The 23,938-nt window shown below is 61.7% G+C and carries 25 protein-coding genes; 4 read left to right on the top strand and 21 right to left on the bottom strand.

The features are described from left to right. The first annotated feature begins 458 nt into the window (after positions 1-458). On the top strand, positions 459-1,775 hold the full coding sequence (locus C2846_RS15615) for an NTP/NDP exchange transporter (RefSeq protein WP_119701910.1): 1,317 nt from the start codon (positions 459-461) through the stop codon (positions 1,773-1,775). Then, on the top strand, positions 1,759-2,703 hold the full coding sequence (locus C2846_RS15620) for an aldo/keto reductase (RefSeq protein ID WP_119701911.1): 945 nt from the start codon (positions 1,759-1,761) through the stop codon (positions 2,701-2,703). Before C2846_RS15615 ends, C2846_RS15620 begins: the two co-directional genes overlap by 17 nt. A 75-nt stretch (positions 2,704-2,778) precedes the next feature. Here C2846_RS15620 and C2846_RS15625 read toward each other — a convergent pair whose 3' ends face one another. From C2846_RS15625 to glnT, 4 genes are all read right to left on the bottom strand, one after another. Further along, the gene (locus C2846_RS15625; RefSeq protein ID WP_119701912.1) at positions 2,779-3,393 is read right to left on the bottom strand and encodes a porin family protein; all 615 of its coding nucleotides are present in this window, start codon (positions 3,391-3,393) and stop codon (positions 2,779-2,781) included. Between the two features lie 146 nt (positions 3,394-3,539). Continuing rightward, positions 3,540-4,151, bottom strand: a complete 612-nt coding sequence (locus tag C2846_RS15630; protein WP_119701913.1) for a TetR family transcriptional regulator — start codon at positions 4,149-4,151, stop codon at positions 3,540-3,542. Between the two features lie 52 nt (positions 4,152-4,203). Beyond that, positions 4,204-5,298 (bottom strand): putative urea ABC transporter substrate-binding protein, encoded by a 1,095-nt coding sequence (locus C2846_RS15635; protein WP_119701914.1) that lies wholly within the window; start codon positions 5,296-5,298, stop codon positions 4,204-4,206. Between the two features lie 78 nt (positions 5,299-5,376). After that, the gene (glnT, locus tag C2846_RS15640) at positions 5,377-6,732 is read right to left on the bottom strand and encodes a type III glutamate--ammonia ligase (RefSeq protein ID WP_119701915.1); all 1,356 of its coding nucleotides are present in this window, start codon (positions 6,730-6,732) and stop codon (positions 5,377-5,379) included. A gap of 150 nt (positions 6,733-6,882) precedes the next feature. Here glnT and C2846_RS15645 point away from each other — a divergent pair, with 150 nt between their 5' ends. After that, positions 6,883-7,905, top strand: a complete 1,023-nt coding sequence (locus C2846_RS15645; RefSeq protein ID WP_119701916.1) for an alpha/beta fold hydrolase — start codon at positions 6,883-6,885, stop codon at positions 7,903-7,905. A 5-nt stretch (positions 7,906-7,910) separates the two neighbouring features. Here the strand turns inward: C2846_RS15645 and C2846_RS15650 are convergent, their stop codons facing one another. Continuing rightward, positions 7,911-8,162: a DUF1127 domain-containing protein gene (locus C2846_RS15650; protein ID WP_165443845.1), complete on the bottom strand. Its 252-nt coding sequence runs from the start codon at positions 8,160-8,162 to the stop codon at positions 7,911-7,913. 192 nt (positions 8,163-8,354) lie between these two features. Between C2846_RS15650 and C2846_RS15655 the strand changes: the two genes are divergently transcribed. Beyond that, positions 8,355-9,209: a LysR substrate-binding domain-containing protein gene (locus C2846_RS15655; protein WP_119701918.1), complete on the top strand. Its 855-nt coding sequence runs from the start codon at positions 8,355-8,357 to the stop codon at positions 9,207-9,209. Here the strand turns inward: C2846_RS15655 and C2846_RS15660 are convergent, their stop codons facing one another. The 16 genes from C2846_RS15660 to flgC form a co-directional block, all read right to left on the bottom strand. After that, positions 9,210-10,304, bottom strand: coding sequence for a sulfate/molybdate ABC transporter ATP-binding protein (locus C2846_RS15660; RefSeq protein WP_119701919.1), 1,095 nt, complete (start codon positions 10,302-10,304; stop codon positions 9,210-9,212). It abuts the gene before it with no gap. Beyond that, the gene (gene cysW, locus C2846_RS15665; protein WP_119701920.1) at positions 10,304-11,155 is read right to left on the bottom strand and encodes a sulfate/thiosulfate ABC transporter permease CysW; all 852 of its coding nucleotides are present in this window, start codon (positions 11,153-11,155) and stop codon (positions 10,304-10,306) included. Before cysW ends, C2846_RS15660 begins: the two co-directional genes overlap by 1 nt. 9 nt (positions 11,156-11,164) lie before the next feature. Continuing rightward, positions 11,165-12,031: a sulfate ABC transporter permease subunit CysT gene (gene cysT / locus C2846_RS15670; protein WP_080048585.1), complete on the bottom strand. Its 867-nt coding sequence runs from the start codon at positions 12,029-12,031 to the stop codon at positions 11,165-11,167. Positions 12,032-12,043: 12 nt separating this feature from the next. Beyond that, positions 12,044-13,063: a thiosulfate ABC transporter substrate-binding protein CysP gene (gene cysP, locus C2846_RS15675; protein ID WP_119701921.1), complete on the bottom strand. Its 1,020-nt coding sequence runs from the start codon at positions 13,061-13,063 to the stop codon at positions 12,044-12,046. Positions 13,064-13,283: 220 nt separating this feature from the next. Next, the gene (locus tag C2846_RS15680) at positions 13,284-13,631 is read right to left on the bottom strand and encodes a tryptophan synthase subunit beta (RefSeq protein WP_080048587.1); all 348 of its coding nucleotides are present in this window, start codon (positions 13,629-13,631) and stop codon (positions 13,284-13,286) included. 225 nt (positions 13,632-13,856) lie between these two features. After that, entirely contained in the window at positions 13,857-14,897 is a 1,041-nt protein-coding gene (locus C2846_RS15685; protein ID WP_119701922.1) for a hypothetical protein, read from the bottom strand. A gap of 13 nt (positions 14,898-14,910) precedes the next feature. Then, positions 14,911-15,825, bottom strand: a complete 915-nt coding sequence (gene flgL / locus C2846_RS15690; protein ID WP_080051597.1) for a flagellar hook-associated protein FlgL — start codon at positions 15,823-15,825, stop codon at positions 14,911-14,913. A 38-nt stretch (positions 15,826-15,863) separates the two neighbouring features. Then, the gene (gene flgK, locus C2846_RS15695) at positions 15,864-17,228 is read right to left on the bottom strand and encodes a flagellar hook-associated protein FlgK (RefSeq protein WP_080048589.1); all 1,365 of its coding nucleotides are present in this window, start codon (positions 17,226-17,228) and stop codon (positions 15,864-15,866) included. Then, the gene (locus tag C2846_RS15700) at positions 17,225-18,280 is read right to left on the bottom strand and encodes a lytic transglycosylase domain-containing protein (RefSeq protein ID WP_119701923.1); all 1,056 of its coding nucleotides are present in this window, start codon (positions 18,278-18,280) and stop codon (positions 17,225-17,227) included. The genes flgK and C2846_RS15700 overlap by 4 nt, the downstream gene beginning before the upstream one ends. 2 nt (positions 18,281-18,282) lie before the next feature. Continuing rightward, entirely contained in the window at positions 18,283-19,386 is a 1,104-nt protein-coding gene (locus C2846_RS15705; protein ID WP_080048591.1) for a flagellar basal body P-ring protein FlgI, read from the bottom strand. A gap of 13 nt (positions 19,387-19,399) precedes the next feature. After that, positions 19,400-20,059 (bottom strand): flagellar basal body L-ring protein FlgH, encoded by a 660-nt coding sequence (gene flgH, locus C2846_RS15710; protein ID WP_080048592.1) that lies wholly within the window; start codon positions 20,057-20,059, stop codon positions 19,400-19,402. Between the two features lie 4 nt (positions 20,060-20,063). Beyond that, positions 20,064-20,849: a flagellar basal-body rod protein FlgG gene (flgG, locus tag C2846_RS15715; RefSeq protein ID WP_080048593.1), complete on the bottom strand. Its 786-nt coding sequence runs from the start codon at positions 20,847-20,849 to the stop codon at positions 20,064-20,066. A gap of 13 nt (positions 20,850-20,862) precedes the next feature. Next, positions 20,863-21,594 carry a flagellar basal body rod protein FlgF gene (locus C2846_RS15720; RefSeq protein WP_080048594.1) on the bottom strand — a complete coding sequence of 244 codons (732 nt, stop codon included), beginning with the start codon at positions 21,592-21,594 and terminating at the stop codon, positions 20,863-20,865. Positions 21,595-21,603: 9 nt separating this feature from the next. After that, complete coding sequence (gene flgE, locus C2846_RS15725) at positions 21,604-22,791, bottom strand: flagellar hook protein FlgE (protein ID WP_119701924.1); 1,188 nt, start codon at positions 22,789-22,791, stop codon at positions 21,604-21,606. Positions 22,792-22,827: 36 nt separating this feature from the next. Next, positions 22,828-23,508: a flagellar hook assembly protein FlgD gene (flgD, locus tag C2846_RS15730; RefSeq protein WP_119701925.1), complete on the bottom strand. Its 681-nt coding sequence runs from the start codon at positions 23,506-23,508 to the stop codon at positions 22,828-22,830. Next, on the bottom strand, positions 23,508-23,936 hold the full coding sequence (gene flgC / locus C2846_RS15735) for a flagellar basal body rod protein FlgC (RefSeq protein ID WP_080048597.1): 429 nt from the start codon (positions 23,934-23,936) through the stop codon (positions 23,508-23,510). The genes flgD and flgC overlap by 1 nt, the downstream gene beginning before the upstream one ends. Positions 23,937-23,938 lie beyond the last annotated feature (2 nt).

The following is a 23,938-nucleotide window of genomic DNA, read 5'->3' on the forward strand; positions in this document are numbered from 1 at the left end:
CGCAGGAGCCTGGCTTCGTGGTGATCCAGCAATACTTCTGGATGGCCACGTCGCTACGCTCCTCGCCATGACCCCGAGGGTGGCACCACCGCCCTCGACTACCCGCTCTCACTACCCCATCACCCTCACCGCCGTCATCACCAGGCGCAAAGCGCCGTGGTGATCCATACGCCCTCTGGATGGCCGCGTCGCTACGCGACTCGCCATGACACCAAGGGGAACACCCCCGCCCTCGACTCCCCCCTCACCACCCCTTCACTCTCCCTCCCGTCATCACGAGGCGCAAAGCGCCGTGGTGATCCACACGCCCTCTGGATGGCCGCGTCGCTACGCGACTCGCCATGACACCAAGGGGAACGCTGTGGTGACCCAAAGCGGCGACACATTTCCACATACCTCTCAAAGCAATGGCACCCGACCAGGGCTACCCTGAAAAAGATTGCCGTCTGGGAGGCCCAATGAGCGAGGCATTGCAACGCCTGTTCAATCTGCGCCGTGAAGAGCTGCTGCCGGTTAGTCTGGCGATGGCTTTCTTCTTCTGCGTGCTGACCGCACTGATGGTCCTGCGCCCGGCGCGTGAGGCTTTGGGCATGCAGGGCGGGATCGATGCGGTGCGCTGGCTGTTCATCGGTACCGCGCTGATCACCCTGCTGGTCAATCCACTGTTCGGTCTGCTGGTCAGCCGCCTGCGCCGACTGACGTTCATCACCCTGACCTACCTGTTCTTCATCGTCAGCCTGCTGTTGTTCCATGCCATATTACGGCTCTCGCCGCAGGTGATCGGCATCACTACCGGCCAGGTGTTTTATGTCTGGTTCAGTGTCTTCAACCTGTTCACCACCATGGTGTTCTGGGCCTTAATGGCCGACCGTTTCAGTCTCGAACAGAGCAAACGGTTCTTCGGTCTGATCGCGGTTGGCGGCACCTGCGGGGCGATTTTCGGGCCCTGGCTGGCTACTCGCCTGGCTGAGCCGCTGGGCACTGCGCAACTGTTGCTGGTGTCCTGCGGTTTTCTGCTGCTGGCCCTGGCCGCCGCCTGGGGCATCGCCCGCCTGCAACCAGAGCGCCCACCCGGCCAGCCACCGGCAGCCGAACCCGAGCGTATCGGTGGCAGCGCCTGGGAAGGTCTGCGTGCACTGTTGAGTTCACGCTACCTGCTGGGGATCGCCAGCTACGTGGTGATTCTGGCGATCATGGCCACCTTCATCTATTTCACCCGGCTGCAGATGGTCGCCGCACAAGGCGAGGGGCTGGACCTGCGCACCGCGCTGTTCGCCCGTATCGATCTGATCACCCAACTGACCACGCTGGTATTGCAGGTACTGGTGGCTGGTCATCTGATGAAACGCATTGGCGTGCACATCACCCTGGCCCTGCTACCGCTGACCGCCGCGCTGGGTTTCATCGGCCTGGCGCTGGTCGGCTCGCTGGCGGCACTGATTGTGTTCGAAGCCTGTTTCCGCGCGGTCCAACGCGCTCTGATGCGTCCGGCCCGGGAAACCCTGTTTACCGTGGTCAGCCGTGAGGACAAGTACAAAGCCAAAGCCTTTATCGATACCTTCATCTACCGTGCCGGCGATGTGGTCGGCGCCCAGACCGAAGGTTTACTGGGGCGCCTGGGCATGGGACTGGCGGCCGTCGCCAGTGTCGCCGTGCCGTTGGCACTGGTCTGGGCAGCACTGGGCCTATGGCTCGGTCGCGCCCAACAGCGTCAGGCCGACACCCCGACTTTCACACCAGAACCTGGAGGAACCCGCCATGATCTCCCGTCGTGACTATTTGAAACTGGCGCTGCTCAGCGGCGCCGCCCTGAGTCTCAAGCCAAGCCTGCTATGGGCCAGTGATCAGGCCCTGCCGCTGCTCACCCGTCAGGTACCGTCTTCAGGTCAGACTCTGCCGGCAGTGGGGCTGGGCAGTTCGGCAACCTTCTCCCGGGTGGCCGGCAGCGATGATGTCGAGGCTCTGCGTGCAGTACTGCAGGCCATGCTGGAACACGGCGGCAGCGTGTTCGATACCGCTCCCAGCTATGGCGCCTCCGAGCAGGTAGCCGGACGTATCGCCAACCAGGAGGGCATTGCCGAACGGCTGTTCTGGGCCACCAAGCTGAATGTGGCCGGACGCGGCGCCGGCCAGGCCGACCCGCAGGCGGCCCAGGCGCAACTGGATGCCTCGTTCGCCCGGATCGACAAACCGGTGATCGACCTGATTCAGGTCCACAACCTGGGGGATGTGCCAACGCAACTGGGACTGCTCAAGGATTTGCGTGAACAGGGTCGGGTACGGCATATCGGCGTCACCACCACCTTCGCTCAGCAGTACGAATATCTGGAGCAGGTAATGCAACGCGAGCCGCTGGATTTTATCGGCATTGATTACGCCATCGACAACCTGACCATGGAACAACGGATTTTGCCGCTGGCCCAGGAGAAAGGCATTGCCGTACTGGTCTATGCACCGTTCGGACGGACCCGCCTGTGGGACCGGGTCCGCGGCCATGAAGTGCCGGGCTGGGCAGGCGAGTTCAACGCCCACTCCTGGGCCCAGTTCTTCCTCAAGTTCGTGCTCGCCCATCCGGCGGTGACCTGCGCTACCCCAGCCACCAGCCGCCCGCATCACATGATCGACAATATGGGCGCGGCGCTCGGCGCACTACCGGATGCCGACATGCGCCAGCGGATGATTGCTCACCTGGAAAGTCTGTAAGCTAGGGTCTGTTGCCGTTTCACAACGACAAAGGCGATGCCGAGGCACCGCCTTTGCGATGAGCGTCGCAGACGATCAGAAGTTGTAACGCAGACCTGCAGAGACAAAATCCACATCGTAGGTATCGGCCACATCGCGGTAGCGCTCATACTCGGCCACCAGGCTGAAGCTTTGGGACAGCATCAGGCTGGCACCAACGCCCCAGGACCAGACCCACTCCTTGTCCGAGTAGCTGTCGCTATCAGTGATACCAAATACCGTGAACTTGTCCTTGGCCTTGGTACGCAGCTGATGATAGCCAACCTTGCCGAACAGGCTCAGGCGATCCAGCGGCAGGGTACCTACGGCGTTAAGACCCAGCCCCTGAGTTTCAGCGGTCGTTCTGGCAACCGCGACCCCATCAGTGGCTTTGTAGCTGAGTTCGCCCAGGTCAATGTACTGGAACTCCACGCCCACGTATGGGTTTAACTGAATACCGGCACCGATCTTGAAGGCCGTGTCCTTGGTATCGAGGGAGGAGCTGACGCCCGGTACAACCCCCCAATAGTTGTCGAGGGCGCTTTTGGAAATATCCGCATCGGACTGACCGACACTGGCAAACAGGTAGCCGTTGACCTGTTCGGCCTGGGCAACGCCAGTCAGGCTGGCCAGGCTGATTACGGCGGCAGAAAGCAGGGTTTTCTTGAACATTATTGTGACATCTCCATCTGACTTGTCATAACCGCCTTCATGGCGGTGGTTCCGTTACTCGGCCTCTCCCGGCCCGAGTGGGGCAATCATACGACCAGATAAAGGCATTGCGCCATAGCCTGACAAAACAAAAAAGCGCCTCATCCTCAAGGCAGTGACAGCAGAGTTTGCAAACGCTCAACGAAGAACGACCGCTGCTGTTTCAGACTGAACAGCCGGGGAGCGAACAGCCAGCTTTGGGTGACACCCATCAGTTGGGTGTATATCAGCAAAGCCAGACTTTCCGGGCTCTGCGCCGCAGGCAGCAATGACTGACGCTGGGCCTCGGCCACCAGCGCGCTGAGCGCATCGATGATGCGCCGGGTCAGCTTACGCTCGCGTTTGAGCGTGGGCGCAAGCGCCTCAGTCAGTTCAGTCTTGTTCAGCAGAATCTCGAACGACTGACGAAACCAGGCATCCTCGACCAGCAGCTCCAGCCAACGACTGGCGAACCTTTCGATCGCCTGCAGCGGCTGCTGATGACTGGCCGCCGCCTCGGCTACCAAAGCCTCCAGCGGCTCCTGCGAATAGGCCAATACCGCTTGGTAAAGGTCATCCTTGTTCTTGAAGTGCCAGTAGATCGGCCCGCGACTGTAGCCGGCTTCCTTGGCAATCATTGCCAGGGTGGTATTGGAGTAGCCGTTGCGGCTGAACAGGGTCAGCGCGGCTTCGATGACTTTCAGGCGGGTTTTTTCCGCTTCTTCCTTGGTTCGACGCATGGGTGTTCCGGATAAACCGCCACCACCGGGCGATGGTGACGGTGAATGGATATCAGAGCGCGCCGTCGGCCGCCATCTGCATGTAGCTGGGGTCGAAACGCAGCCTGATGTTAGCGCTATCGCCCAGGGTCACGCCATTGGGGAAGCTGATGCCAACGAAATCGGCATTGGGAGCCCCCTCGCCAAGCAGGCCCTTGTCGAAGGAAAACTCACGCACGCTGTCCATCGCCTCGACCGCCTCCGGGCTGGCAATGAAGGCTAGCGCATCGGCCGCCTGCCAGAACATCTGCATCCCCGCCAGTTGCGCCTCGTAGCCTGCCTGATCGGTGCCCGACGCCTCGCCCAAAAAGGCACGGGCCTTCTGCCCTTCTTCACTGTCGGTGCCGAGCACCGCCATCAGCTCGAACCAGGCACCGGTCAGTGCCTTGCCCAGCGCCGGATTGGCTGCAAGCGTAGCCGTGTTGACAATGGTCAGGTCCTTGATATGCCCGGGAATCATGCTCGAATCGAACACCCGGTTGGCGCCCGGTACGCTGGCCACATCATCGAGCAGCGGGTTCCAGGTCACCACGTTACGGACTCCCGAAGTATTGAACGCGGCCACGATATCAGCATCACCGGTATTGACCACGGTTACATCACGCTCACGCAGGCCAACGCTGTCCAGTGCCCGCGCCAGCAGATAGTGCGACACCGACAGTTCCACCAGATTAACCTGCTGGCCCTTGAGGTCGGCAACATTGGTGCTGTCCTTCATCACCAGCCCGTCGTTGCCATTGGAGTAGTCACCAACGATCAGCGCAGTGGTATCGACACCACCGGCAGCCGGGATCGACAGCGCATCCATGCTGGTCGCCACCACCCCGTCAAACTGACCTGCGGTGTACTGGTTGATCGACTCGATGTAATCGTTGATCTGCACGATCTCGACTTCAATGTCGTACTTGTCGGCCCATTTCTTCATGATCCCCGACTCGTCGATATACAGCCACGGAATCCAGCCGGCATAGATGCTCCAGGCCAGCTTGAAGCTATCGCGCTCCTGGGCCGAGACTACCGGGGCCGCCAGTGTCGAGGCGGCCAACGCTAACACTGCGCCCTTGGCCAAACGGCTCACACGGCGAGTAAAGGGGGTTGGCTTTTTCATGATTCAACTCCTGAATGGATTTGGGTGTTGCCTCCGGTACAGCAAAAGCCGCGCCAGCTTTGCCTGGCGCGGCCGTGATCAGAAAAACTTCAGATAGCGGTTCAGTTCCCAGTCCGAGACATGGGTGTGGTATTCGCTCCACTCGCGGCGCTTGAAGGTAACGAAGCTGTCGAACATCGCTGGGCCGAATACGGCTTTTGACAGGGGGTCGGCGGCAAACGCCTCAATCGCCTCGCCCAGCGTCTGCGGCAGCATCTCGATACCCAGCTCACGGACCTCGGCGTCGCTGTAGTTGTACATGTTCTCGCGGTGTGGCTGGCCCGGATCGATGCCCTCGCGGATGCCTTCCAGGCCCGCCGCCAGAATCAGCGCCGCGCCCAAGTAGGGGTTGCAGGCAATGTCGGCGGCGCGGCATTCGACCCGGCCACCCTGCGACGGAATGCGCAACATATTGGTGCGGTTGTTGTTGCCGTAACAGACGAATACCGGTGCCCAGGTCGAGCCGGACATCGCCCCCTTGCGTACCAGGCGCTTGTAGCTGTTGACCGTCGGCGCAATCACCGCACTGATGGCCTTGGCATGTTTCATGACCCCACCGATAAAGTGATAAGCCATCTGCGTCACCCCACAGCCATAGGGATCCTCGCCAGCGGCCGGATCGAACAGGTTGCGCCCGCTCTCGCGGTCGGCCAGCGACATGTTGTAGTGCGCACCGCTGCCGGTCCGGTTGGCCGATGGCTTGGGCATGAAGCTGGCAAAGCCACCGTGCTTGCGCGCAATCTCGTTGGCCATCAGGCGGAAGAACACCAGCCGGTCGGCCATGTGCAGGGCATTGGTGTAGGTGAAATCGGTCTCGAACTGACCGTTGGCATCCTCGTGATCGAAGGAATAGACATCCCAGCCCATGGCGTTCATGGCTTCCACCAATTCGCCGACAATCGGCAGGTTGTCCATCAGGGTGCGTGGGTCGTAGCACGGCTTGGCCAGGGTATCGCGGGCGCTGAGCGGCTCGAAGCCACCATCTTCGGTATCACGAAACAGGAAGAACTCGGTCTCGATCCCCAGATTGAAGGTCAGCCCCATGTCGGCAGCCGCCGCCACCTGACGTTTGAGGATATTGCGTGAACAGGCCTCGAACGGCGCCCCGTCCAGGTGCAGATCACTGGCGAACCAGGCCAGCTCCGGATTCCACGGACAGATAGTCACGGTATCGGTGTCCGGCATCGCCGCCACCTCGTTGTCGCTAATGTCCTGCGGCACTCCATCCAGCGCTGCCCCGGTGAACAGCTCGGAGCCCTTGAGCATGCGCCCCAGGTGCTCCAACGGCACGAACTTGCCCTTGATCACACCATGCAGATCGACATAACCAGCCAGCGCGTACTTCACCCCTTTGGTCTGCAACGATTGCTTGAGTGCTTCAGTGGATGCGGACATGACATGACTCCAACGATTGAACGGCGCACCCGTGGCGCCTGGTACGAATCTTTCATTCAACATACATGCCAGCATGCATGTATAGGTATTGACCAGACACTTCGCGACCAGCCGCCGCAGCTCTCAATACGCTTTCGGGATAAATGAAAAATGAAAGAAAATCAGCCACTTGTGCAGACATACCGACTAGGCGACCTGACCCTGCAGAGTGGCCAGACCCTGTATGATGGCCAACTTAGCTACCTGCAACTGGGTGAACTGAATGCCGCAGGCGACAACCTGATCGTCCTGCCGACGTACTATGGTGGAACACACCTGGGCAATTTGCCCCTTGTTGGTGCACACAGCCCACTGGACCCGGCCCGCTACTGCATCCTGATTCCCAACCTGCTCGGCAACGGCCAGTCCAGTTCACCCAGCAACAGCCCGACGCCCCAACACGCCGCGCACTTTCCGGCCATCAGCCTGGCCGACAACGTGCGGGCACAGAAGCAACTGATTGAAGCATGCTTTGCCGATGCCGCCCCAGCGCTGGTGCTCGGCTGGTCGATGGGTGGCATGCAGGCGCTGCAATGGGGTTGCCTGTATCCCGAGCGGGTCAGTCGAATCCTCAGCATCTGTGCCACTGCTCGCTGCTGGCCACACAACCGGGTATTTCTCGATGGCGTTGAGGCCGCCCTGACCTGCGACCCGCAATGGCAGAACGGTCACTACCAGAGCCCGCCCCGCGCCGGCCTCAAGGCCTTCGCCCGGGTCTACGCCGGCTGGGCCTACAGCCAGGCCTTCTACCGTGATGCGCTGTACCGGCAATTGGGGTTCGACAGCATCGACGCCCTGCTCGCCTACTGGGAGCAGGACCACCTGGATCAGGACGCCAACGACCTGCTGTGCGTGCTGGATACCTGGCGCCGTGGCGATATCAGCGCCAACTCGCAGTTCAACACCGACTTCACCGCCGCCCTGGGCGCCATCCGGGCCAAAACCCTGATCATGCCGTGCAGCACCGACCTCTACTTCACCGCCGAGGATGCCGCCTGGGAAGCACGGCGCATGCCTGATGCCGAACTACGAGTGCTGCACTCGGACTGGGGCCACTGCGCCGGTGCCCCGGGCCGGCACCCAGCCGACACCCGGCAAATATTGCGCGCCTGCGCCGAACTGCTGAACGCCTGAGCCCCCTACTCCCCCGGCCGCTCATCCCAGAACGGTCGCTGACTTTCACGCAGGGCGTCGGCCCGGCTCAGGCCAATGTCCTTGAGCGCGCTGTGGTCCATCGACGCAAGCAAACGCCGTTCATAGGCCACCCGGCGCCAACGTTGAATACGTTGCCAGAGACGAGTGAACCAGACCTGCGGTTTGAACTGGACCTGGCAACCCACGTCAGCAGGCCGGGAACGCTGATTCAACACACCGGAGTCCACTGACGGCATTGGCGCTCGGCGGTTTTGGACCGTCGATGCCGTAAACACCGCACGCTCTTTGATCAGCGTTCCCCATGCACGGGGCAATAACCTCTCACCTTTCATCAGCCATCCTCCTATTCAGGATGGCGTCAGTGTCGCGCCGGGTTTAACATCAATCCAACGAATGTTTTTTATGCAACCCATCTTAGGATTTGATGTATGGCCCACTACCCCGTTATCGACAGCGAACTGCTGCGCAGCTTCGTCGCCATTGCCGACCATGGCGGCTTCACCCGCGCCGCCGAAGCCCTGAACCGCACCCAATCGGCGGTAAGCATGCAGATGAAACGCCTGGAAGATGATGTGCTGGAACGCCCGTTGTTCCAGAAAGATGGTCGCCAGCTCAGCCTGACCGCCGAAGGTCAGTTGCTACTCGGCTATGCCCGTAGAATTCTCAAATTGCAGGGCGAAGTGCTCAACAGTCTGCGCGCGCCACACATGGTCGGCAGCGTCCGGGTCGGCACTCCGGACGACTACGTCATGCGCTTTCTGCCTGAAGTGCTGTCGCGCTTCGCCCAGGCCTACCCCATGGTCCAGGTGGAAATGCACTGCGAACCCTCGTTCCAGTTGCTGCAGCGCAAGGATCTGGACCTGACCATCGTCACCCGCCAGCCGGGCCAGGAAATTGGCCAGTTGCTGCGTCAGGAGCAGATCGTCTGGGCTCAGGCCGCCGGCTTTGACCTGCACCGCAGCGACGTCTTGCCGCTGGCCATGTTCAACGCTGACTGCTTCTGCCGCGAATGGGCCTGCAACGCCCTCGATACCATGGGCCGTGACTACCGGGTGGCCTACACCAGCCCCAGCCTATCGGCGATCATGGCCGTGGTTGGCGCCGGTCTGGCCTTGACCGCGCAGTTGCAGAGCCTGATACCCGCCCATATGCGGATCGTTGGCAAAGAGGAAGGATTGCCCGACATGCCCTCGGCCAGCATCGTGCTGCTGCGCAATCCACAGACCCGTTCACCCATCACCGAATGCCTGGCCGAGCATATCGCCGAAGGCTTCCGGCTCTGATCAGCCCCAGTACAGCGTGCGCGGCTGGCCGCCCCGGGCCTCAAACAGATGGCCTACATCCGGCACCGCATAGCAGCGGTCGCCACGCTGTGGCTGCCAGCCATTGTATTCGGCGTGGGTAATGCCGATCTCCCACAACTCATCGGCCTGCCAACCGCACGGTCTGAGTTCCAGACGCACCTCGGCACCAATCAGATTGATCGCCTCGACCTGTAACGGCAGGTGGGCATGCTCAACCGCATGCAACTGCAGGCGCACCTCATGCGGGCGCAGATACAACTGCACCTCGCCCCCGGCGCCAGCCGGCTCCGGCAGACGCACCCAGCCTTCGCCCTGGCGCACTTCGCGCCCATCCAACGCCCCGGCGAACACATTCACATGCCCCAGAAAATCGAACACGAAGCGACTGTCCGGCTTCGCATAGAGTGCCTGCGGCCGATCGACCTGTTCGATACGCCCGGCACTCATCACCACCACCTGATCGGACAGCTCCAGCGCTTCCTCCTGATCGTGGGTGACGAACACGCTGGTGAAATTCAGTTCATCGTGCAGGTTGCGTAGCCAGCGCCGCAGATCCTTGCGCACCTTGGCATCCAGCGCCCCGAACGGCTCGTCCAGCAGCAGAATGCGCGGTTGCATGGCCAGTGCCCGGGCCAGGGCGATGCGCTGCTTTTGCCCGCCCGACAGTTGCGACGGATAGCGCTCAGCCAGATGCGCCAGTTGTACCATTTCCAGCAGCTCACCAACCCGCCGGCGAATCTCGGCCGCCGCCGGGCGCTGCTTGCGCGGCAGCACATCCAGACCAAAGGCAATGTTCTGGGCCACCGTCATGTGGCGGAACAGCGCATAGTGCTGAAACACGAAGCCGACGCGCCGCTCACGCACATGCTGGCCGGTGACATCCTCGCCCTGAAACAGAATGCGGCCACCGTCGGCACTCTCCAGCCCGGCAATGATCCGCAGCAGAGTGGTCTTGCCCGAACCGGAGGGCCCCAGCAGCCCCACCAGCTGGCCGTCACCGATCTCCAGCGAGATGTCGTTGAGCGCCTGGAAATTGCCGAACGACTTGTTGATCCGTTCGAGGGAAATACTCATTAGCGAAGATCCTGTTGTTCATGCTGGCGGGCCTGGCGCCATTCGACGAAACTCTTGACCAGCAGGGTCAGCAGCGCGATCCCGGCCAGCAGCGAGGCGCTGGTAAAAGCCCCGACCGCGTTGTAATCCTGGTACAGCAGCTCGACATGCAGCGGCAAGGTATTGGTTTCGCCGCGGATATTGCCGGACACCACCGACACCGCACCGAACTCGCCGACCGCCCGGGCATTGGTCAATACCACCCCGTAGAGCAGCGCCCACTGGATATTCGGCAGCGTTACCCGGCGAAACAGCTGCCAGCCACTGGCGCCCAGCACCACCCCGGCCTCTTCTTCCTCACGCCCCTGCTGCTGCATCAGGGGGATCAGCTCGCGGGCCACGAACGGACAAGTGACGAACACCGTGACCATGACAATGCCCGGCCAGGCGAACATCAACTGCACATCGCGCTCCATCAGCCAGCCACCGAGCCAGCCATTGCTGCCGTACAACAGCAGATAAAGCAGGCCAGCCACCACCGGCGATACCGCGAAGGGAATGTCGATCAGGGTAATCAGCAGCTTGCGCCCAGGAAACTCGAAGCGCGTCACCAGCCAGGCCAGAAACACCCCGAACACCAGATTGATCGGCACCGTCAGCGCCGCGACGAACAGCGTCAGACTGATGGCGCGCAGGGTGTACTGGTCAGTCAGGTTGGCCCAGTAGGTCTGCACGCCACCGGAAAAGGCCTGAACGAAAATGATCACCAGCGGCATCACCAGCAACAACACGGTCAGGCTGACGGCCAGGCCGATCAGGCTCCATTTGACCCAGGGCTGGTCACCAACCCGCATACCACCGAGTTTTTTCATCTGCAGCCCTCAGCGTCCATGCAGGCGGCGCAGGTAACGCGCCTGCCACAGGTTGATCGCCAGCAGCAGGAGCAGCGAGGCCAGCAGCACCACCGAGGCAATCGCGCTGGCGGCGGCATGATCAAACTCCTGCAACCGGATGAAGATCATCAGACTGGTGACTTCACTGATGTAGGGCATGTTGCCGGCGATAAAGATGATCGCGCCGAACTCGCCCAGACTGCGGGTAAACGACAACGCGATACCGGTCATCAGCGCCGGCCACAGGGCCGGAAACAGAATGCGCCGAAACACCGTCCAGTCCGAGGCGCCCATGCTCACCGCCGCTTCTTCGTCCTCGGTCGGCAGATCCTCCAGCACCGGCTGCACAGTTCTGACCACGAACGGCAGGCTGGTGAAAGACATGGCGATAATGATACCGATCGGAGTAAAGGCCACTTTGATGCCGAACAACGCAAACAGCTGGCCGTACCAGCCGTTTTCGGCAAACAGCGCGGCCAGGGTGATACCGGCCACCGCGGTGGGCAGGGCGAAAGGCAGATCCATGATCGCATCAACCAGGCGCTTGCCGGGGAACTCGTAGCGCACCAGTACCCAGGCCAGCAACAGCCCGATCAAACCATTGACCAGCGAGGCGATCAGCGCCGCCCACAGGGTCACCCGGTAGGAGGCCACGACCCGTTCGTCACTGATCACCGCCCAATACTCGGCCCAGCTCATGCCGGCACTTTCGACGATCAGACCGGTAACCGGCAGCAGCAGAACCAGGCTGATAAACAGCAGCGAGATCCCCATACTCAAGGCAAATCCCGGCAAGACGCGCTTGCCGGGATTACTGGAGAACAACGAGGAAACGCCGCGGGGCGCTGAACTCATGCAAGACCCCGCTTAACGGCGCTGCAACTGGTCAAGTTTGGCCCCGTTGGCAAAATGCTCACGCATGGCGGTTTCCCAGTCACCGGTAATGGCCTCGATCGGCAGCAGTTCCAGCTCGGGGAAGCGCTCGGCGAACTCGGCCTGGACCTTTTCATCATGCACCCGGTAATTGAACCCGGCAATCAGGCGTTGGGCCGGTTCGCTATAGAGGTATTCCAGGTAAGCCTTGGCCAGTTCTTCAGTGCCGTTGCGCTGGACATTACGGTCAATCCAGGCGACCGGAAACTCAGCCAGGAAGCTGACCTTGGGTACCACCACTTGATAACCGCCATCCGGGTACTCGGCAATGATGTTGTTGACCTCGGACTCGAAGGTCAGCAGGACGTCACCGATACCACGCTCGACGAAGGTGGTGGTGGCGCCGCGACCACCGGTGTCGTACACCGCAACATTGCCGAGAAAGGTGCGCAGGTAGTTATCAATCGCCTGTTGATCATCACCGTGAGCTTTTTGCGCATAGCCGAGTGCCGCCAGATAGGTATAACGGCCATTGCCCGAGGTCTTGGGATTAGGCAGCACCGAGCTGACGTCAGCCCGGGCCAGATCGTCCCAGTTATGGATATTCTTCGGGTTGCCCTGGCGCACCAGGAACGCCATGGTCGAATAGTAGGGCGAGCTGGCATTGGGTAGTCGGTCACGCCAGTCGGCCGGGATCAGCTTGCCACGCTCATGCAGCATATCGACATCGGTCACCTGGTTGTAGGTCACCACATCGGCACGCAGGCCCTGGATGATCGCCTGAGCCTGGCGTGAGGAGCCACCATGCGATTGCTTGATTTCGACCGACTTGCCGGTTTCGGCCTGCCAGTGCTCGGCAAACAGTTCGTTATAGGCTGAAAACAGTTCGCGGGCGATGTCGTAGGACGAGTTCAGCAGTTCCTGGTCGGCAGCCTGAGCCGGACCGGCCGTCAAGCCGGCCGTCAGCGCCAGGGCACCGGCCACACGGATAATCCAACGGGGTTTGTTCAACATGACAGCCTCCGGCTGAAAGTTCAGGTAAGAACGCCCCGCAGGTGCGATGGCAGATGCTCGTCCGCTTCGCGCCCGCAGGGCACTCCTACAAGCTTGTTCAGGATGTTTCTTAAAGGAGATTCAGACTACCCAAGCCCGGCCTTTAGAACAATAAGCTTGTTATACGGATTTGCTTATTACTCCAAACACTAAGACATAAGTATTTGTTGCGCAGCAACGCTCAGTGCTTTTGTGGTTTACCGAGCCGCTCGTTGATCTCGCTACTAAGCCCTTCCAGCTCGGCACGCGCCAGCGCCCGCTCATCCAGCTTGTTACGGGCCGCTTCGGGCAGGTCGGTAAAACTGATCACACCACGTTCGACCAGCACGATGACCACATCCTCAAGTACCCGAATCAGGTCAAGGTCGGTCTGCTTCAGGCTGGCCAGCCGGGAATGTACTTCTTCGCGGGTCTTGAGCCAGCTTTCCAGCTCCTCGCTTTCGACCGCCAGGGTGTCGGTCATCCCTTCGAACGGTTCACTTTCAACACGCAACAGCAGGCCTTCCGCGTCGCGCTGTACATACACCATGGATACCTCCGGCCAGACCTGATTGCGCCGAGTCGACAATTTAGCCTCGAAGGATGTACCGGCAGACGCCTTGTGTCCAGGGTATTCGTTTTTATCTGTAGAGTCAGCCATTGTCTTTCACCAGGAATATCAGCGCCGTAGGGCATCTTTGTTTGCCATTGGGCCCGGATTCCATGGACCATCGGCGCTACCGTCAGGTTCCCCCGAAGGTACCGCGCCAGGCGCTCAAGACAGCAGGCTGACCACGGCAAAGCGGTTCAGGTTAGCCTGGGCAACCACCGCCTGGGTCACCGCTGCGTAGCTGGAGGCGGCCTTGTGCATCAGGCCGAAAACCGAACGGGCGTACTCCTGGGCCCACTCCTGTTCATCCTGATCGCTCTGCTGAGCCAGGAACTCGCGAATTTCCTGCTGTCGCTGAGCCAACTGGTCACGCAGCAGGGCAATCCGATCCAGAGCCTGGACCACCTCATCGAGCATCTGCCGCTGGGACTGAAAGTTGTCCAGCTGACTATTGCCATCCAGGCTCAACAAGCGCTCTTCGCGGGGGTGCAGCTGGGTAAACTGTCCGGCCTCGAACAGCCGGCCTTCCCCCTGTACCTGGATCCCACCCTGGAGTCGCTTCCAGTCCGCTTCACGGCTACTGAAGCGCAGGTCACCCTCGGCGTTCAGTTCGGCGCGGATACCCACTGGCATCAGGGCATTATTGAAGCGGCGCAGGAGCTGTTCGGCATTTAGCCCTTCCTCAAGAGCCACCACCCGGGGCTCGGACTGCTGGCGCCCGGCCTTGATGATCAGGGTTTCTCGCCCGGCCACTTGCAGTGCCTCAAGCGACTCCAGCCCGGGCAGACTGAAACGACTGCGGGCCGGCTCGTTCAGGCTCAGGCGTAAATTGGCGTCCAGACTACCAGCCGAGCGCTCGGAGCGACGCTCAAGCAGACGGTTGAGATTGTCGATTGCCTGGCGCAGCACCTGGCGCTCTTCACCCTTGCTGCTGGTCAGTTGCCGGCTCAGCGACAGTTTCAACTGGTCGAGCCGGCCAGTCAGATCGGCCAGATAGCTGTCGGCTGACTGCATGGCGCTGAGCTGGCGATTCAGTTGCAGGCCGTAGCCGGAGCTGCGGCTGTTCTTGCGCGCCCGTGCAGCCGGCTGCTCGGCAACCACCGCCGGTTGCCGGCTGGGCTCCAGCGGGCGCTCCCTGACCACCGTCTGACGCCGCCCCTGCGGGTCAACCGGGGTCACTACAGGTAATTGCTTGTCGATCTTCATGCGTACCAGCCTCTTACAGCAGACTGAACAAGGTTAGCTGATTCAGCTTCAAATAGGTCTGCTGCGTTGCCTGCAGGGCCAGCATGTACTGGTTCAGATCAATACTCGCGCCAGCGTAATCGAGCTGCGACAGCTCGCCCTCGATCTTCTGATTGACCAACGACACCTCAGTATTGCTGTCATCTAGCAGAGTCAGGGTATTTTGCCGCCCACCCAGTTCGGAGACCTGCCCCAGCAGGTTGACATGAGTACGGTCCAACTCGTTCAGAGTGTCGGTCAACTGCTGCTTGAGCAGCGGATCAGAGGCGTCCAGCAGCGGGTCCTGCAGCATGCCGACCAGTTCATGCAGACGATTGAGGAAATCCAGGTCAGTGCCGAAGATTTCCATCACGGTAACGTTTTCGTCAATCAGCACGCCGTTGGCCACCGCGGCCTGGCGATGCTTGTCATTGCCGCTGGCCTGATAGCTGCCAGTGAGCGGATCGAAGGTCACCGCCGGGTTATTGCTGAGAGTGCCGGAAAACAGGAAGCGACCTTCCTCGTCACGCACATTCAGAAAGCTCACGAGCGTCTGCTCGATGTTGGCCATTTCCCCGGCGATCGCTCGCAGGTCGTCATCGCCATTGGTGTCGTTGGCCGCCCACAGCAACAGGTCGCGCAGGCTGAGCATGGTATCGGAGGCCGCCGTGAGATTGGTCTCCTGGGTCGCCAGGCTGCCGGACAAAGTGCCGATGTTGCTCCGGTACTGGGCCAGACTGGCCTCCTCGCGCTGGATGCGCAGCAGGCGCACGCTGGCTACCGGGTCATCGGAAGGCTGCAATAGCCGCTGGCCGGTCGCCATCTGCTGCATCAGCTTGCCCAACTGTGCCGAATTGGCATTCATTGAGCCCTGCATCATGGCGGTAATCTGGGCGTTGGTGATGCGCATGCTCATGCGGCCTTGTCACTCCGGATTTATCGTTGTTGTCAGAACGCGGCCAACAGGTCGTCGAACAGTTGGCTGGCCGTGGTAATCACCTTCATGTTGGCCTGATAGGCCTGCATGTAACTCATCAGGTTGACCGCCTCCTCATCCAGGTTGACCGCGCTGATGCTGTCACGCTGGGCCTGGGCCTGCTCCAGCACAGCGGTCGCCGAACGCAGGTCGGCCTGGTTCTGCCGACTGTCGCTGGCCACCTGGCCGAGCAGCCCGGCATAGGCATCGTTGAGGGTGACCTGATTACCATTGAGCGTGATCGGTGCCTGACGCAGCTCCAGCAAGGCCAGCAACGCCTGGTTGTTACCCACCTCGCCAGGCTCACCTGACAGCGCCAGCTCCGAAGCACTGAGAGGGTTGACGGTCAGCATTGCGGTGATGCTGGTGGGGTCGTAACTGAACAGCGGCTGCCCCGGGTTGCCCTGCAGATCATAACCACCAGCCAGCACCGCATTGACTGCCTGGCTCAACTCGCTGGCCATGCCATGCAGGGCCTGCTGGGTCGGGCGCAGCGATTGGTATTCGACCTTGTACAGGCCACCCAACGCACCACCCAGGCTGTCCTGGGTCAGCGGAAAACTGGAGGTGGCAAAGCTCAGAGCCAGTTGCTGCTCGCCGCTGGGTAACTGATTGACCTCAAGCCGGCCGGCGGTACTGCCGGCTACCAATGGCTGGCCGTTGCTCAGCGATACGGTCAGCGAACCATCATCGACTTCGTTGACCCGGATACCGGCGAACTGGCTGAGCTCCTTGACCAGAATTTCCCGGTGGTCGCGCAGTGCTTTGCTGTCGCCACCCACCGACTCGGTAGCGACGATCTGCCGGTTGAGTTCGGCGATATTGCCGAGCAGCCCGTTGACCTCCACGCTCATGCTCTGACGTTGCTCATGCAGTGCACGCAACTGGGCGTCGATATTGCCATTCAGGCCATTGAAGCGCTGAGCCAGGTTGCCAGCCTCGCTGATCGCCTGCTGACGCAGGGCCGGCGACTCGGGGCTGACGGTCAGCTCGCTGAGCGCGGCGAAGAACTGGTCAAGGCCGATGCTGATACTGGAGCCATCGCCACTCATCAGGCTTTCCAGCGCGCCAAGATACTGCTGGGCACTGGTATGGGCGTGCATTTCGGTATTGGCCCGCCACAACTGCTGATTCTGAAACTCGCTGGTCATACGCCGGATACTGGTGACCTGCACCCCGCCACCGGCGGTCAGTCCGGCCTGGCCGGACAGCGAGCTCATTACCGAAGTCAGCCGGCTGAAACCCGGAGTATGCACGTTGGCAATATTCTGACCGGTCGCGGTCAGAGCCAACTGGGTCGCGTGCAGACCGGTGTAGGCAATCTGGCTCAGGCTCATGCGGCAGGCTCCTTGGTGGCAGGCCGGATCGTCGGGGCAAAGGCGGGCGAGCGCAGCGCCAGCTCGCCAGTGCTGCGTTGCCCTTGATCATCCAAGGCGACCGTCGCCGGCTGCGGCTTAAATGTCTCACTCGCGGACTCGCTGCCGACCCGACTCAGCGATGGCCGCAGACTGGGCGGCAAGCTTTCCTGGGCGGTGCTCTGGCGGATATCGCGCAAAATGTTGCGGGTGTAATTGCGGGTCTCGGCAAACGGAATCCGCTCAACCCACTCAGCCTCACTGACAGAGGGCTGACGCGGGTCGCCAAAACGTTGCAGCCACTGATCAACCCGACCAGGCCCGGCGTTATAGGCCGCCAGCGCCAGCACTTCGCTGCCGCTATAGCGATCCAGCATCTTGTTCAGGTAGGCACTGCCCAGGCGCTTGTTGTAGTCACCATCCTGCAGCAGCCGGGCCTGGTTGTAGGGCACCCCCAGCTCGCCGGCCATTTCCCGCGCGGTATCAGGCATCAATTGCATCAATCCCAGCGCACCGACCGGCGATACCGCATCGACCCGCCCACCAGACTCGTGCTTGACCACACTGTCGACCAGGCGCTGGAACGCTACACTGCCCCGCTCCCAGACCCGTTCCAGCTGCCCGACCCCACGTCGCCAGGTATCGGCCAACGGCTGAAAACTGCTGGCACTGGCCGTGCTGCGCGGCAGCGGCTGCTGGTCCATGGCCGCCAGTCGCTGGGCCTGGTCACTGGCGTCCTGATCACCCGCCAGTTGCTGCACCAGCAGATCACTGATGCCGGTCTGGCGCCGGGTGGCCAGGCTGTCGGCCAGGGTTTCATCGTAGAAATCGCGCAGCGTGTCGAGGTCGCGGCTACGCATCGGGTTATCGGCACTGAGCACGTCCCCGGCCTTGCGCATCTGCTTGAGGATCTGTTGCAGGAACATGGCCTCGAACTGCTCGGCGGCGGCCTCCAGTTGCTGGCGACGGGCGTCGACTGCGCCACCGTGGGCGCTCAGGCGTTGCTGCGGATGGGTTAGCGATAGAATATTCATGGTCACATTACGATCAATTCGGCGTTCAGGGCCCCGGCCCGTTCCAGCGACTGGAGGATGCTCATCACATCATCCGGGGTCGCGCCCAGGCTGTTGACGGTACTGATGATGCTTTGCAGGCTGGCACCCTCGGGCCACTCGAACATAGGCTTAACCTGCTGCGCCACCTCAATGCCGGTACGCGGCACAACCGCGGTCTCACCGCCGGAGAAGGGCCCAGGCTGGCTGACTTCCGGGTTCTCGCTGATGGTCACGGTCAGGGTGCCGTGGGCCACGGCTGCAGCCCGGACCCGCACGCCTTCGCCGACCACCACGGTACCGGTGCGGCTGTTGAACACCACCTTGGGCCGGGTCCGGCCCTGCTCGATCTGCAACCCTTCCAGCATGGCCATGAAACTCATGCGCTGGGTGCTGGACACCGGAGCCCGGACCGAAACCTTGGTGGCGTTCAGGGCCTTGGCGGTTCCAGGGCCGAAAATGTCGTCGATACGCTCAACAATCCGGGTCACGGTCTGGAAACTGGGCTGGCGAACATTGAGCATCACCTCGGGGCGCTCGGCGAAGTCACTCGGAATCATGCGCTCGACGGTCGCCCCATTGGGAATCAGCCCGGTATTGGCGCTATTGACCGCCACGCTCGAGCCACTGGCACCAGAGGCATTCAGCCCGCCTACCACCAGATCGCCCTGAGCCAGGGCGTAAACCTCACCATCGATACCGCGCAGCGGGGTCATCAGCAGCAAGCCGCCGCGCAGACTCTTGGCATCGCCCAGCGACGATACGGTGACATCGATGCTCTGGCCCGGACTGAAGGAGGGCGGCACCTCGGCAGTCACCATCACCGCCGCAGCATTTTTCAGGTTCGGGTTGACGTTCTGCGGCAGGCTGACGCCGAATTCCTGCAGCAGGTTGGCCACCGACTGGCCGGTAAAACGCACCTGACTACGGTCACCGGTACCGTCCAGGCCGACCACCAGGCCGTAGCCGATCAACTGGTTGCCACGAATACCCTCGACATCCACCAGATCCATCAGCGCGACCTGAGCCCGGACCGGTGCGGCCAGCAGGCTCGCCAACAGTATCAACAGGGTGATAACGACACGCATCAGCAGCTCCGGATCAAAGAGGGAACAAAGGACTGGTGAAGAACCGGGTCAACCAGCCGGGGCTGTTGCTGTCGGCCAGCACCCCACGTCCGGCGTAGGAAATACGCGCATTGGCGATATTCTGCGACGACACCTGATTGAAGCGGTTGATATCGTCGGCGCGCACCAGCCCGGTCAGCCGAATGACCTCGTCACCCTGGTTCAGGCGCAGGGCTTTCTCACCCTTGACCACCAGAGTGCCGCCCGGCAGCACCTGATGCACAGTCACCGCGATCGAGCCGCGCAGAGTGTTCTGCTGCGAGCTACGCGCCGAGCCGCTGAAGTCGCGCTCGGCTGAGGCCGAGCTTTCCAGCCGGTCGATATCACGCCCGAACAGGGTCGGCACCCCGACCCCCATGCTGGTGGACTTGCCGAAGCTGGTGCCGGCGCTCTTGCTCGACTGGGTCGACTCTTCCAGCACCACGGTGATGATGTCGCCGACCCGGGTGGCACGCCGATCGCCGACCAGCGAGCCGCTGTAGCCGCTACGGAACAGCCCACCCGCCTGGGCTTCGGGCAGGATGTAGTCGGGCTCGGCCGGGGCATAGAGTTCGGCGTCGTCGGCATACAACCCGCCGTAACTCTGACAGCCACCCAGCAGCAGCAACCCCAGCAGACAAAGAGCGCGCTTCATCGGCTTATACCGTCTGATTGAGGAACTGCTGCATGCCCGAGGCCGCATCCAGTACCTTGGCATTGGCTTCGTAGGCGCGCTGGATCGCGATCATCGACACCATGGCCTCGACCACCTGGACATTCGAGCCTTCCAGCACGCCCTGTTTGAGCTGACCCAGGCCATCGGCCCCCGGCTCGCCCTCGACCGGCTCACCGCTGGCGATAGTCTCGCGATACAGGTTGCCGCCCAGCGCCTCAAGACCCGCCGGATTGGCGAAGTTGGCCAGGGTAATCTGCCCCAGCTCAACCGGCAGCGCCTCTCCGGCCAGCACCGCGGTGACAATGCCATCGCTGCTGACGGTAAAGCGGCTGCTACCGGCCGGCACTTCGATCGCCGGCACCAGCGGCAGGCCCTGTGCATTGACCATCAGGCCCTCGGCATTGAGCTGGAACTGACCATTTTCGGTGTAGAACACCTCGCCGGCCGGCGATTCGACCTGAAAGAAACCGTTACCGACAATCGCCAGATCCATCGGCTGACCGGTGGTCTGCATGCTGCCTTCGGTAAACACCTTCTGGGTCCCAGCTACCCGCACGCCACTGCCAAGCTGGATTCCCGAGGGCACGGTGTTGACCTGATCAGCCTGGGCCCCAGGCTGCTTTTCGATGGTGTAGAACAGATCCTCGAACACCACCCGATCGCTCTTGAAGCCGTTGGTGTTGACGTTGGCCAGGTTGTTGGCCACCGCTGACAGCGCCTTGTCCTGCGCGGCCAGACCGGTTTTGCTCACCCACAATGCTGAACTCATTTCATCTCTCCCCTCAGCTGCCGCGCATCATGCGGTTGCCGACCGTTGACAGATCGTCGGCGGCTTTCATCATTTTTACCTGGGTCTCGAACAGCCGGTTCAGGCTCATGGTCGATACCAGTTGCTCAATCGCCGACACGTTGCTCGACTCCAGATGACCGGAGACCAGCACCACGCCATCATTCAGTTCTGCCGGCTGGCCGTCCTGGCTGGCGAGCAGCCCATCGAGCCGCTTGCTCAGGGCTTCGGCCGGCAGATCGACCAGCTTGATCCGCCCCGCTTCCAGGGTCAGGAAGTCGCCACGCGGCATGACCGAAATCACCCCGTCGCTGCCGATGTTGATACTGTCGTATTCGGGCAGCACGATCGGCCCGTCCTCGCCCAGCACCGGCCGGCCATTGACGGTCAGGCGCATCTCGGCGTCGACCTGCAAGCTGCCATGGCGGGTATAGGCCTCGCTGCCGTCGGCGGCTTCCACGGCGATCAGGCCATGGCCCTGAATCGCCACGTCCAGCGGTCGACCGGTCGCCATCAACGTGCCCGGGCGCAGATCGACACCGGAGTTTCTGACCACCGCCAGATGCCGGCTGTCATAGCCATAGCCTTGCACTGCAACAGCCTGCGCGGCCTCCAGGTCAGCCCGAAAACCCGGGGTGTTGACGTTGGCCAGGTTGTTGGCCTGCACCTGCAGCGACAGCATGCTGCGGCTGGCGGCGGTCATTGCGGTATAACCCAAACGGTCCATGACTCAGCCTCAGATCGCGTTGAACAGCACCTGGGTGAGTTCCTTGTCGGTACTCAACACCTTGGAGTTGGCCTGGTAGTTGCGCTGACTTTCCATCAGCCCGACCAGTTGCTGGGTCAGATCGACGTTGGAGTTTTCCAGCGAGCCGGAGGCGATCTGGCCGTTCTGGCCGACGCCAGGAATACCGATCAACGGATCGCCAGACTCGTCGCTGGCGCTCCACTGGGTGCCGCTCTCATTCTTCAGCCCCTGCGGATTGACGAAGTTGGCCAGCACCAACTGGCCCTGCAACATGCGCTGGCCGTTGCTATAGGTGGCGTAGATCCGGCCGTCCTTCTCGACCGCCAGCCCGGTCTGCTCACCGGCGCTGTAACCGGTGGCCCGGTTGCTGGTCACCACGAAATCGGAGCCGTACTGACTGGTGCCGCTGTAGTCGACCTCAATGGCGATCGGGTTGGCACCCGGCACCGGGAAACCGACCGCGACGGTGCCGACCGGCCCGGTCAGGGCGCCATCGGTACCAAAGGTGATCGCCTGCGGGCCAGCAACAGCGGCGCCATCGGCGTAGTAATGGGCTTCCCAGGTATTGTCCGCGGTCTTGACGAAATACTGGGTCAGGGTGTGCTCACGGCCCAGCGAGTCGTAGATCTTGGTGGTGTAGGTTGAGTTGAAAGTGTCGGCGTTGTCCGGGTCGAACGGCGCCAGCGCCGGTACATCCTGGTTGGCGTTGAGGTTGGCGACGAAGTTCAGACTGTCGGTGGCCCGCGCCGGCAGGTTGGTGGTCTGCAACTGGATATCACCGATCCCGCCCATCTGCAGGTTGCCAGCGGCATCGACCGGATAGCCCTGCAACCGGCTGCCGGTGGCGCTGACCACATAATTCTGGTTGTCGGTATTGAATACCCCGGCACGGGTAAACATCTGCTCGCCGCTGGTGCTGCGAGTGACGAAGAATCCGCCGCCGGAAATCCCCAGATCCAGGGTCCGCCCGGTAGCCACCAGCGTACCGTTCTGGGAAATGCTCTGGGTCTTGCCCAGCACCTCGACCCCCAGTGCCTGCGACTCGGCATAGACGCTGCCGAAGTCGGCACGCGAGGATTTAAAGCCGGTGGTGCCGGCGTTGGCAATGTTGTGGCTGATGGTCCCGAGCTGTTCGGTGACGGCGTTCAGGCCAGACAGGGCGATATTGAAACTCATGGGGTACTGCCTCCCGAAAAAGGTGCTTGCAAAGGATTACATCAGCCCGGTCAGCGGCTGCCGACCAAACTCGGTGATCAAATAGAACGGCACGCTGCCGACTCCGGCGATTTCCAGTACCGGCCCTTCATCGCTGACCCGTACCTGAGCCACCGTGCCAGCCACTTCAACCTGTGGATACTCGCCGGTATCGGTCTCGACCTCGATCAGATAATGGCCGGGGCTGAGCCCCAGGGCCTGCGGATCAATCTCGAAGTTGACCGCGCCGGCAGCCTGCCCGCCCAGGCGGATCTCATGGGTCTGGCCAGTGCCATCGGTCAAGCGCACCAGGGTCTGGCCCGAAGCGTGCTGCTGGTTGATCCGGCCACTGACCACCTGATCGCTCAGTTGCAGCCGCTCGACCTGCACCTTGACCTCCTGCCCGACCAGACCGGCTGCAGTCAGGGTTTGCAGGTTGTCCATCAGGATCAGGTTGTTGCGGCTCAGCGCCGCCATGTTCTCCAGACTCTTGACCTGGGACATGGCCGAGAACTGATTAAGGAACTCGGTACCATCGAGCGGATTGGTCGGATCCTGGTTCTGGATCTGGGCGGTCATCAGGGTGATGAAGGTGTTCTCCATCTGCTCCGCATCACTGAGATTGACCGCCTGGCGCGGTGACTCATTGCCGGCTGCCGAACTGCTGCCCGAGCCATATTGCGTATTAACCGTAGTCATCAGACTTCCCCCAGTCGCAGCAGGCCCTGCTGCATGCTCTTGATCCGGTTCAACACCTCGACACTGGTCTCGAAGCTGCGCGAGGCCGACATCATGTCGGTCATTTCCTCGATACTGTTGACGTCGGGGTAATAGACATAACCCTCGGCATTGGCTAACGGGTTGCCCGGCTCATAGCGGCGCTGCGGATCACGCCCGGTGGTCACCACATCCAGCACCTGCACATGGGCGCCGCCCATGCCGACCGGTCGGGTCAGTTCGCCGTTCTCGTAGACGGCGGCGAACACCGGCTTGCGCGCCTTGTAGACGGCATCTTCACTGCTGGCCGCCGACTCGGCGTTAGCCAGGTTGCTGGCCACGGTATTGAGTCGCACGGTCTGGGCATTCATGGCCGAGCCGGCAATGCGATAAATCGAATCGAACGACATGC

The sequence above is a fragment of the Pseudomonas jilinensis genome (assembly GCF_003586265.1).
Taxonomy (GTDB): Bacteria; Pseudomonadota; Gammaproteobacteria; order Pseudomonadales; family Pseudomonadaceae; genus Halopseudomonas; species Halopseudomonas phragmitis.

Coding starts and splice junctions, on each gene's coding strand:
- cysW (WP_119701920.1), bottom strand. CDS start 11,155: ATGAAAAAACTCGGTGGTATGCGGGTTGGTGACCAGCCCTGGGTCAAA.
- flgG (WP_080048593.1), bottom strand. CDS start 20,849: ATGAGTTCAGCATTGTGGGTGAGCAAAACCGGTCTGGCCGCGCAGGAC.
- C2846_RS15625 (WP_119701912.1), bottom strand. CDS start 3,393: ATGTTCAAGAAAACCCTGCTTTCTGCCGCCGTAATCAGCCTGGCCAGC.
- flgK (WP_080048589.1), bottom strand. CDS start 17,228: ATGAGCCTGAGCCAGATTGCCTACACCGGTCTGCACGCGACCCAGTTG.
- cysT (WP_080048585.1), bottom strand. CDS start 12,031: ATGAGTTCAGCGCCCCGCGGCGTTTCCTCGTTGTTCTCCAGTAATCCC.
- C2846_RS15655 (WP_119701918.1), top strand. CDS start 8,355: ATGGCCCACTACCCCGTTATCGACAGCGAACTGCTGCGCAGCTTCGTC.
- flgL (WP_080051597.1), bottom strand. CDS start 15,825: ATGCGCATCACCAACGCCCAGATTACCGCCATGATGCAGGGCTCAATG.
- C2846_RS15720 (WP_080048594.1), bottom strand. CDS start 21,594: ATGGACCGTTTGGGTTATACCGCAATGACCGCCGCCAGCCGCAGCATG.
- C2846_RS15700 (WP_119701923.1), bottom strand. CDS start 18,280: ATGAATATTCTATCGCTAACCCATCCGCAGCAACGCCTGAGCGCCCAC.
- flgD (WP_119701925.1), bottom strand. CDS start 23,508: ATGACTACGGTTAATACGCAATATGGCTCGGGCAGCAGTTCGGCAGCC.
- C2846_RS15650 (WP_165443845.1), bottom strand. CDS start 8,162: ATGCCGTCAGTGGACTCCGGTGTGTTGAATCAGCGTTCCCGGCCTGCT.
- C2846_RS15620 (WP_119701911.1), top strand. CDS start 1,759: ATGATCTCCCGTCGTGACTATTTGAAACTGGCGCTGCTCAGCGGCGCC.
- C2846_RS15645 (WP_119701916.1), top strand. CDS start 6,883: ATGAAAGAAAATCAGCCACTTGTGCAGACATACCGACTAGGCGACCTG.
- C2846_RS15630 (WP_119701913.1), bottom strand. CDS start 4,151: ATGCGTCGAACCAAGGAAGAAGCGGAAAAAACCCGCCTGAAAGTCATC.
- C2846_RS15680 (WP_080048587.1), bottom strand. CDS start 13,631: ATGGTGTATGTACAGCGCGACGCGGAAGGCCTGCTGTTGCGTGTTGAA.
- cysP (WP_119701921.1), bottom strand. CDS start 13,063: ATGTTGAACAAACCCCGTTGGATTATCCGTGTGGCCGGTGCCCTGGCG.
- glnT (WP_119701915.1), bottom strand. CDS start 6,732: ATGTCCGCATCCACTGAAGCACTCAAGCAATCGTTGCAGACCAAAGGG.
- C2846_RS15615 (WP_119701910.1), top strand. CDS start 459: ATGAGCGAGGCATTGCAACGCCTGTTCAATCTGCGCCGTGAAGAGCTG.
- flgE (WP_119701924.1), bottom strand. CDS start 22,791: ATGAGTTTCAATATCGCCCTGTCTGGCCTGAACGCCGTCACCGAACAG.
- flgH (WP_080048592.1), bottom strand. CDS start 20,059: ATGAAGCGCGCTCTTTGTCTGCTGGGGTTGCTGCTGCTGGGTGGCTGT.
- C2846_RS15635 (WP_119701914.1), bottom strand. CDS start 5,298: ATGAAAAAGCCAACCCCCTTTACTCGCCGTGTGAGCCGTTTGGCCAAG.
- C2846_RS15660 (WP_119701919.1), bottom strand. CDS start 10,304: ATGAGTATTTCCCTCGAACGGATCAACAAGTCGTTCGGCAATTTCCAG.
- C2846_RS15685 (WP_119701922.1), bottom strand. CDS start 14,897: ATGAAGATCGACAAGCAATTACCTGTAGTGACCCCGGTTGACCCGCAG.
- C2846_RS15705 (WP_080048591.1), bottom strand. CDS start 19,386: ATGCGTGTCGTTATCACCCTGTTGATACTGTTGGCGAGCCTGCTGGCC.
- flgC (WP_080048597.1), bottom strand. CDS start 23,936: ATGTCGTTCGATTCGATTTATCGCATTGCCGGCTCGGCCATGAATGCC.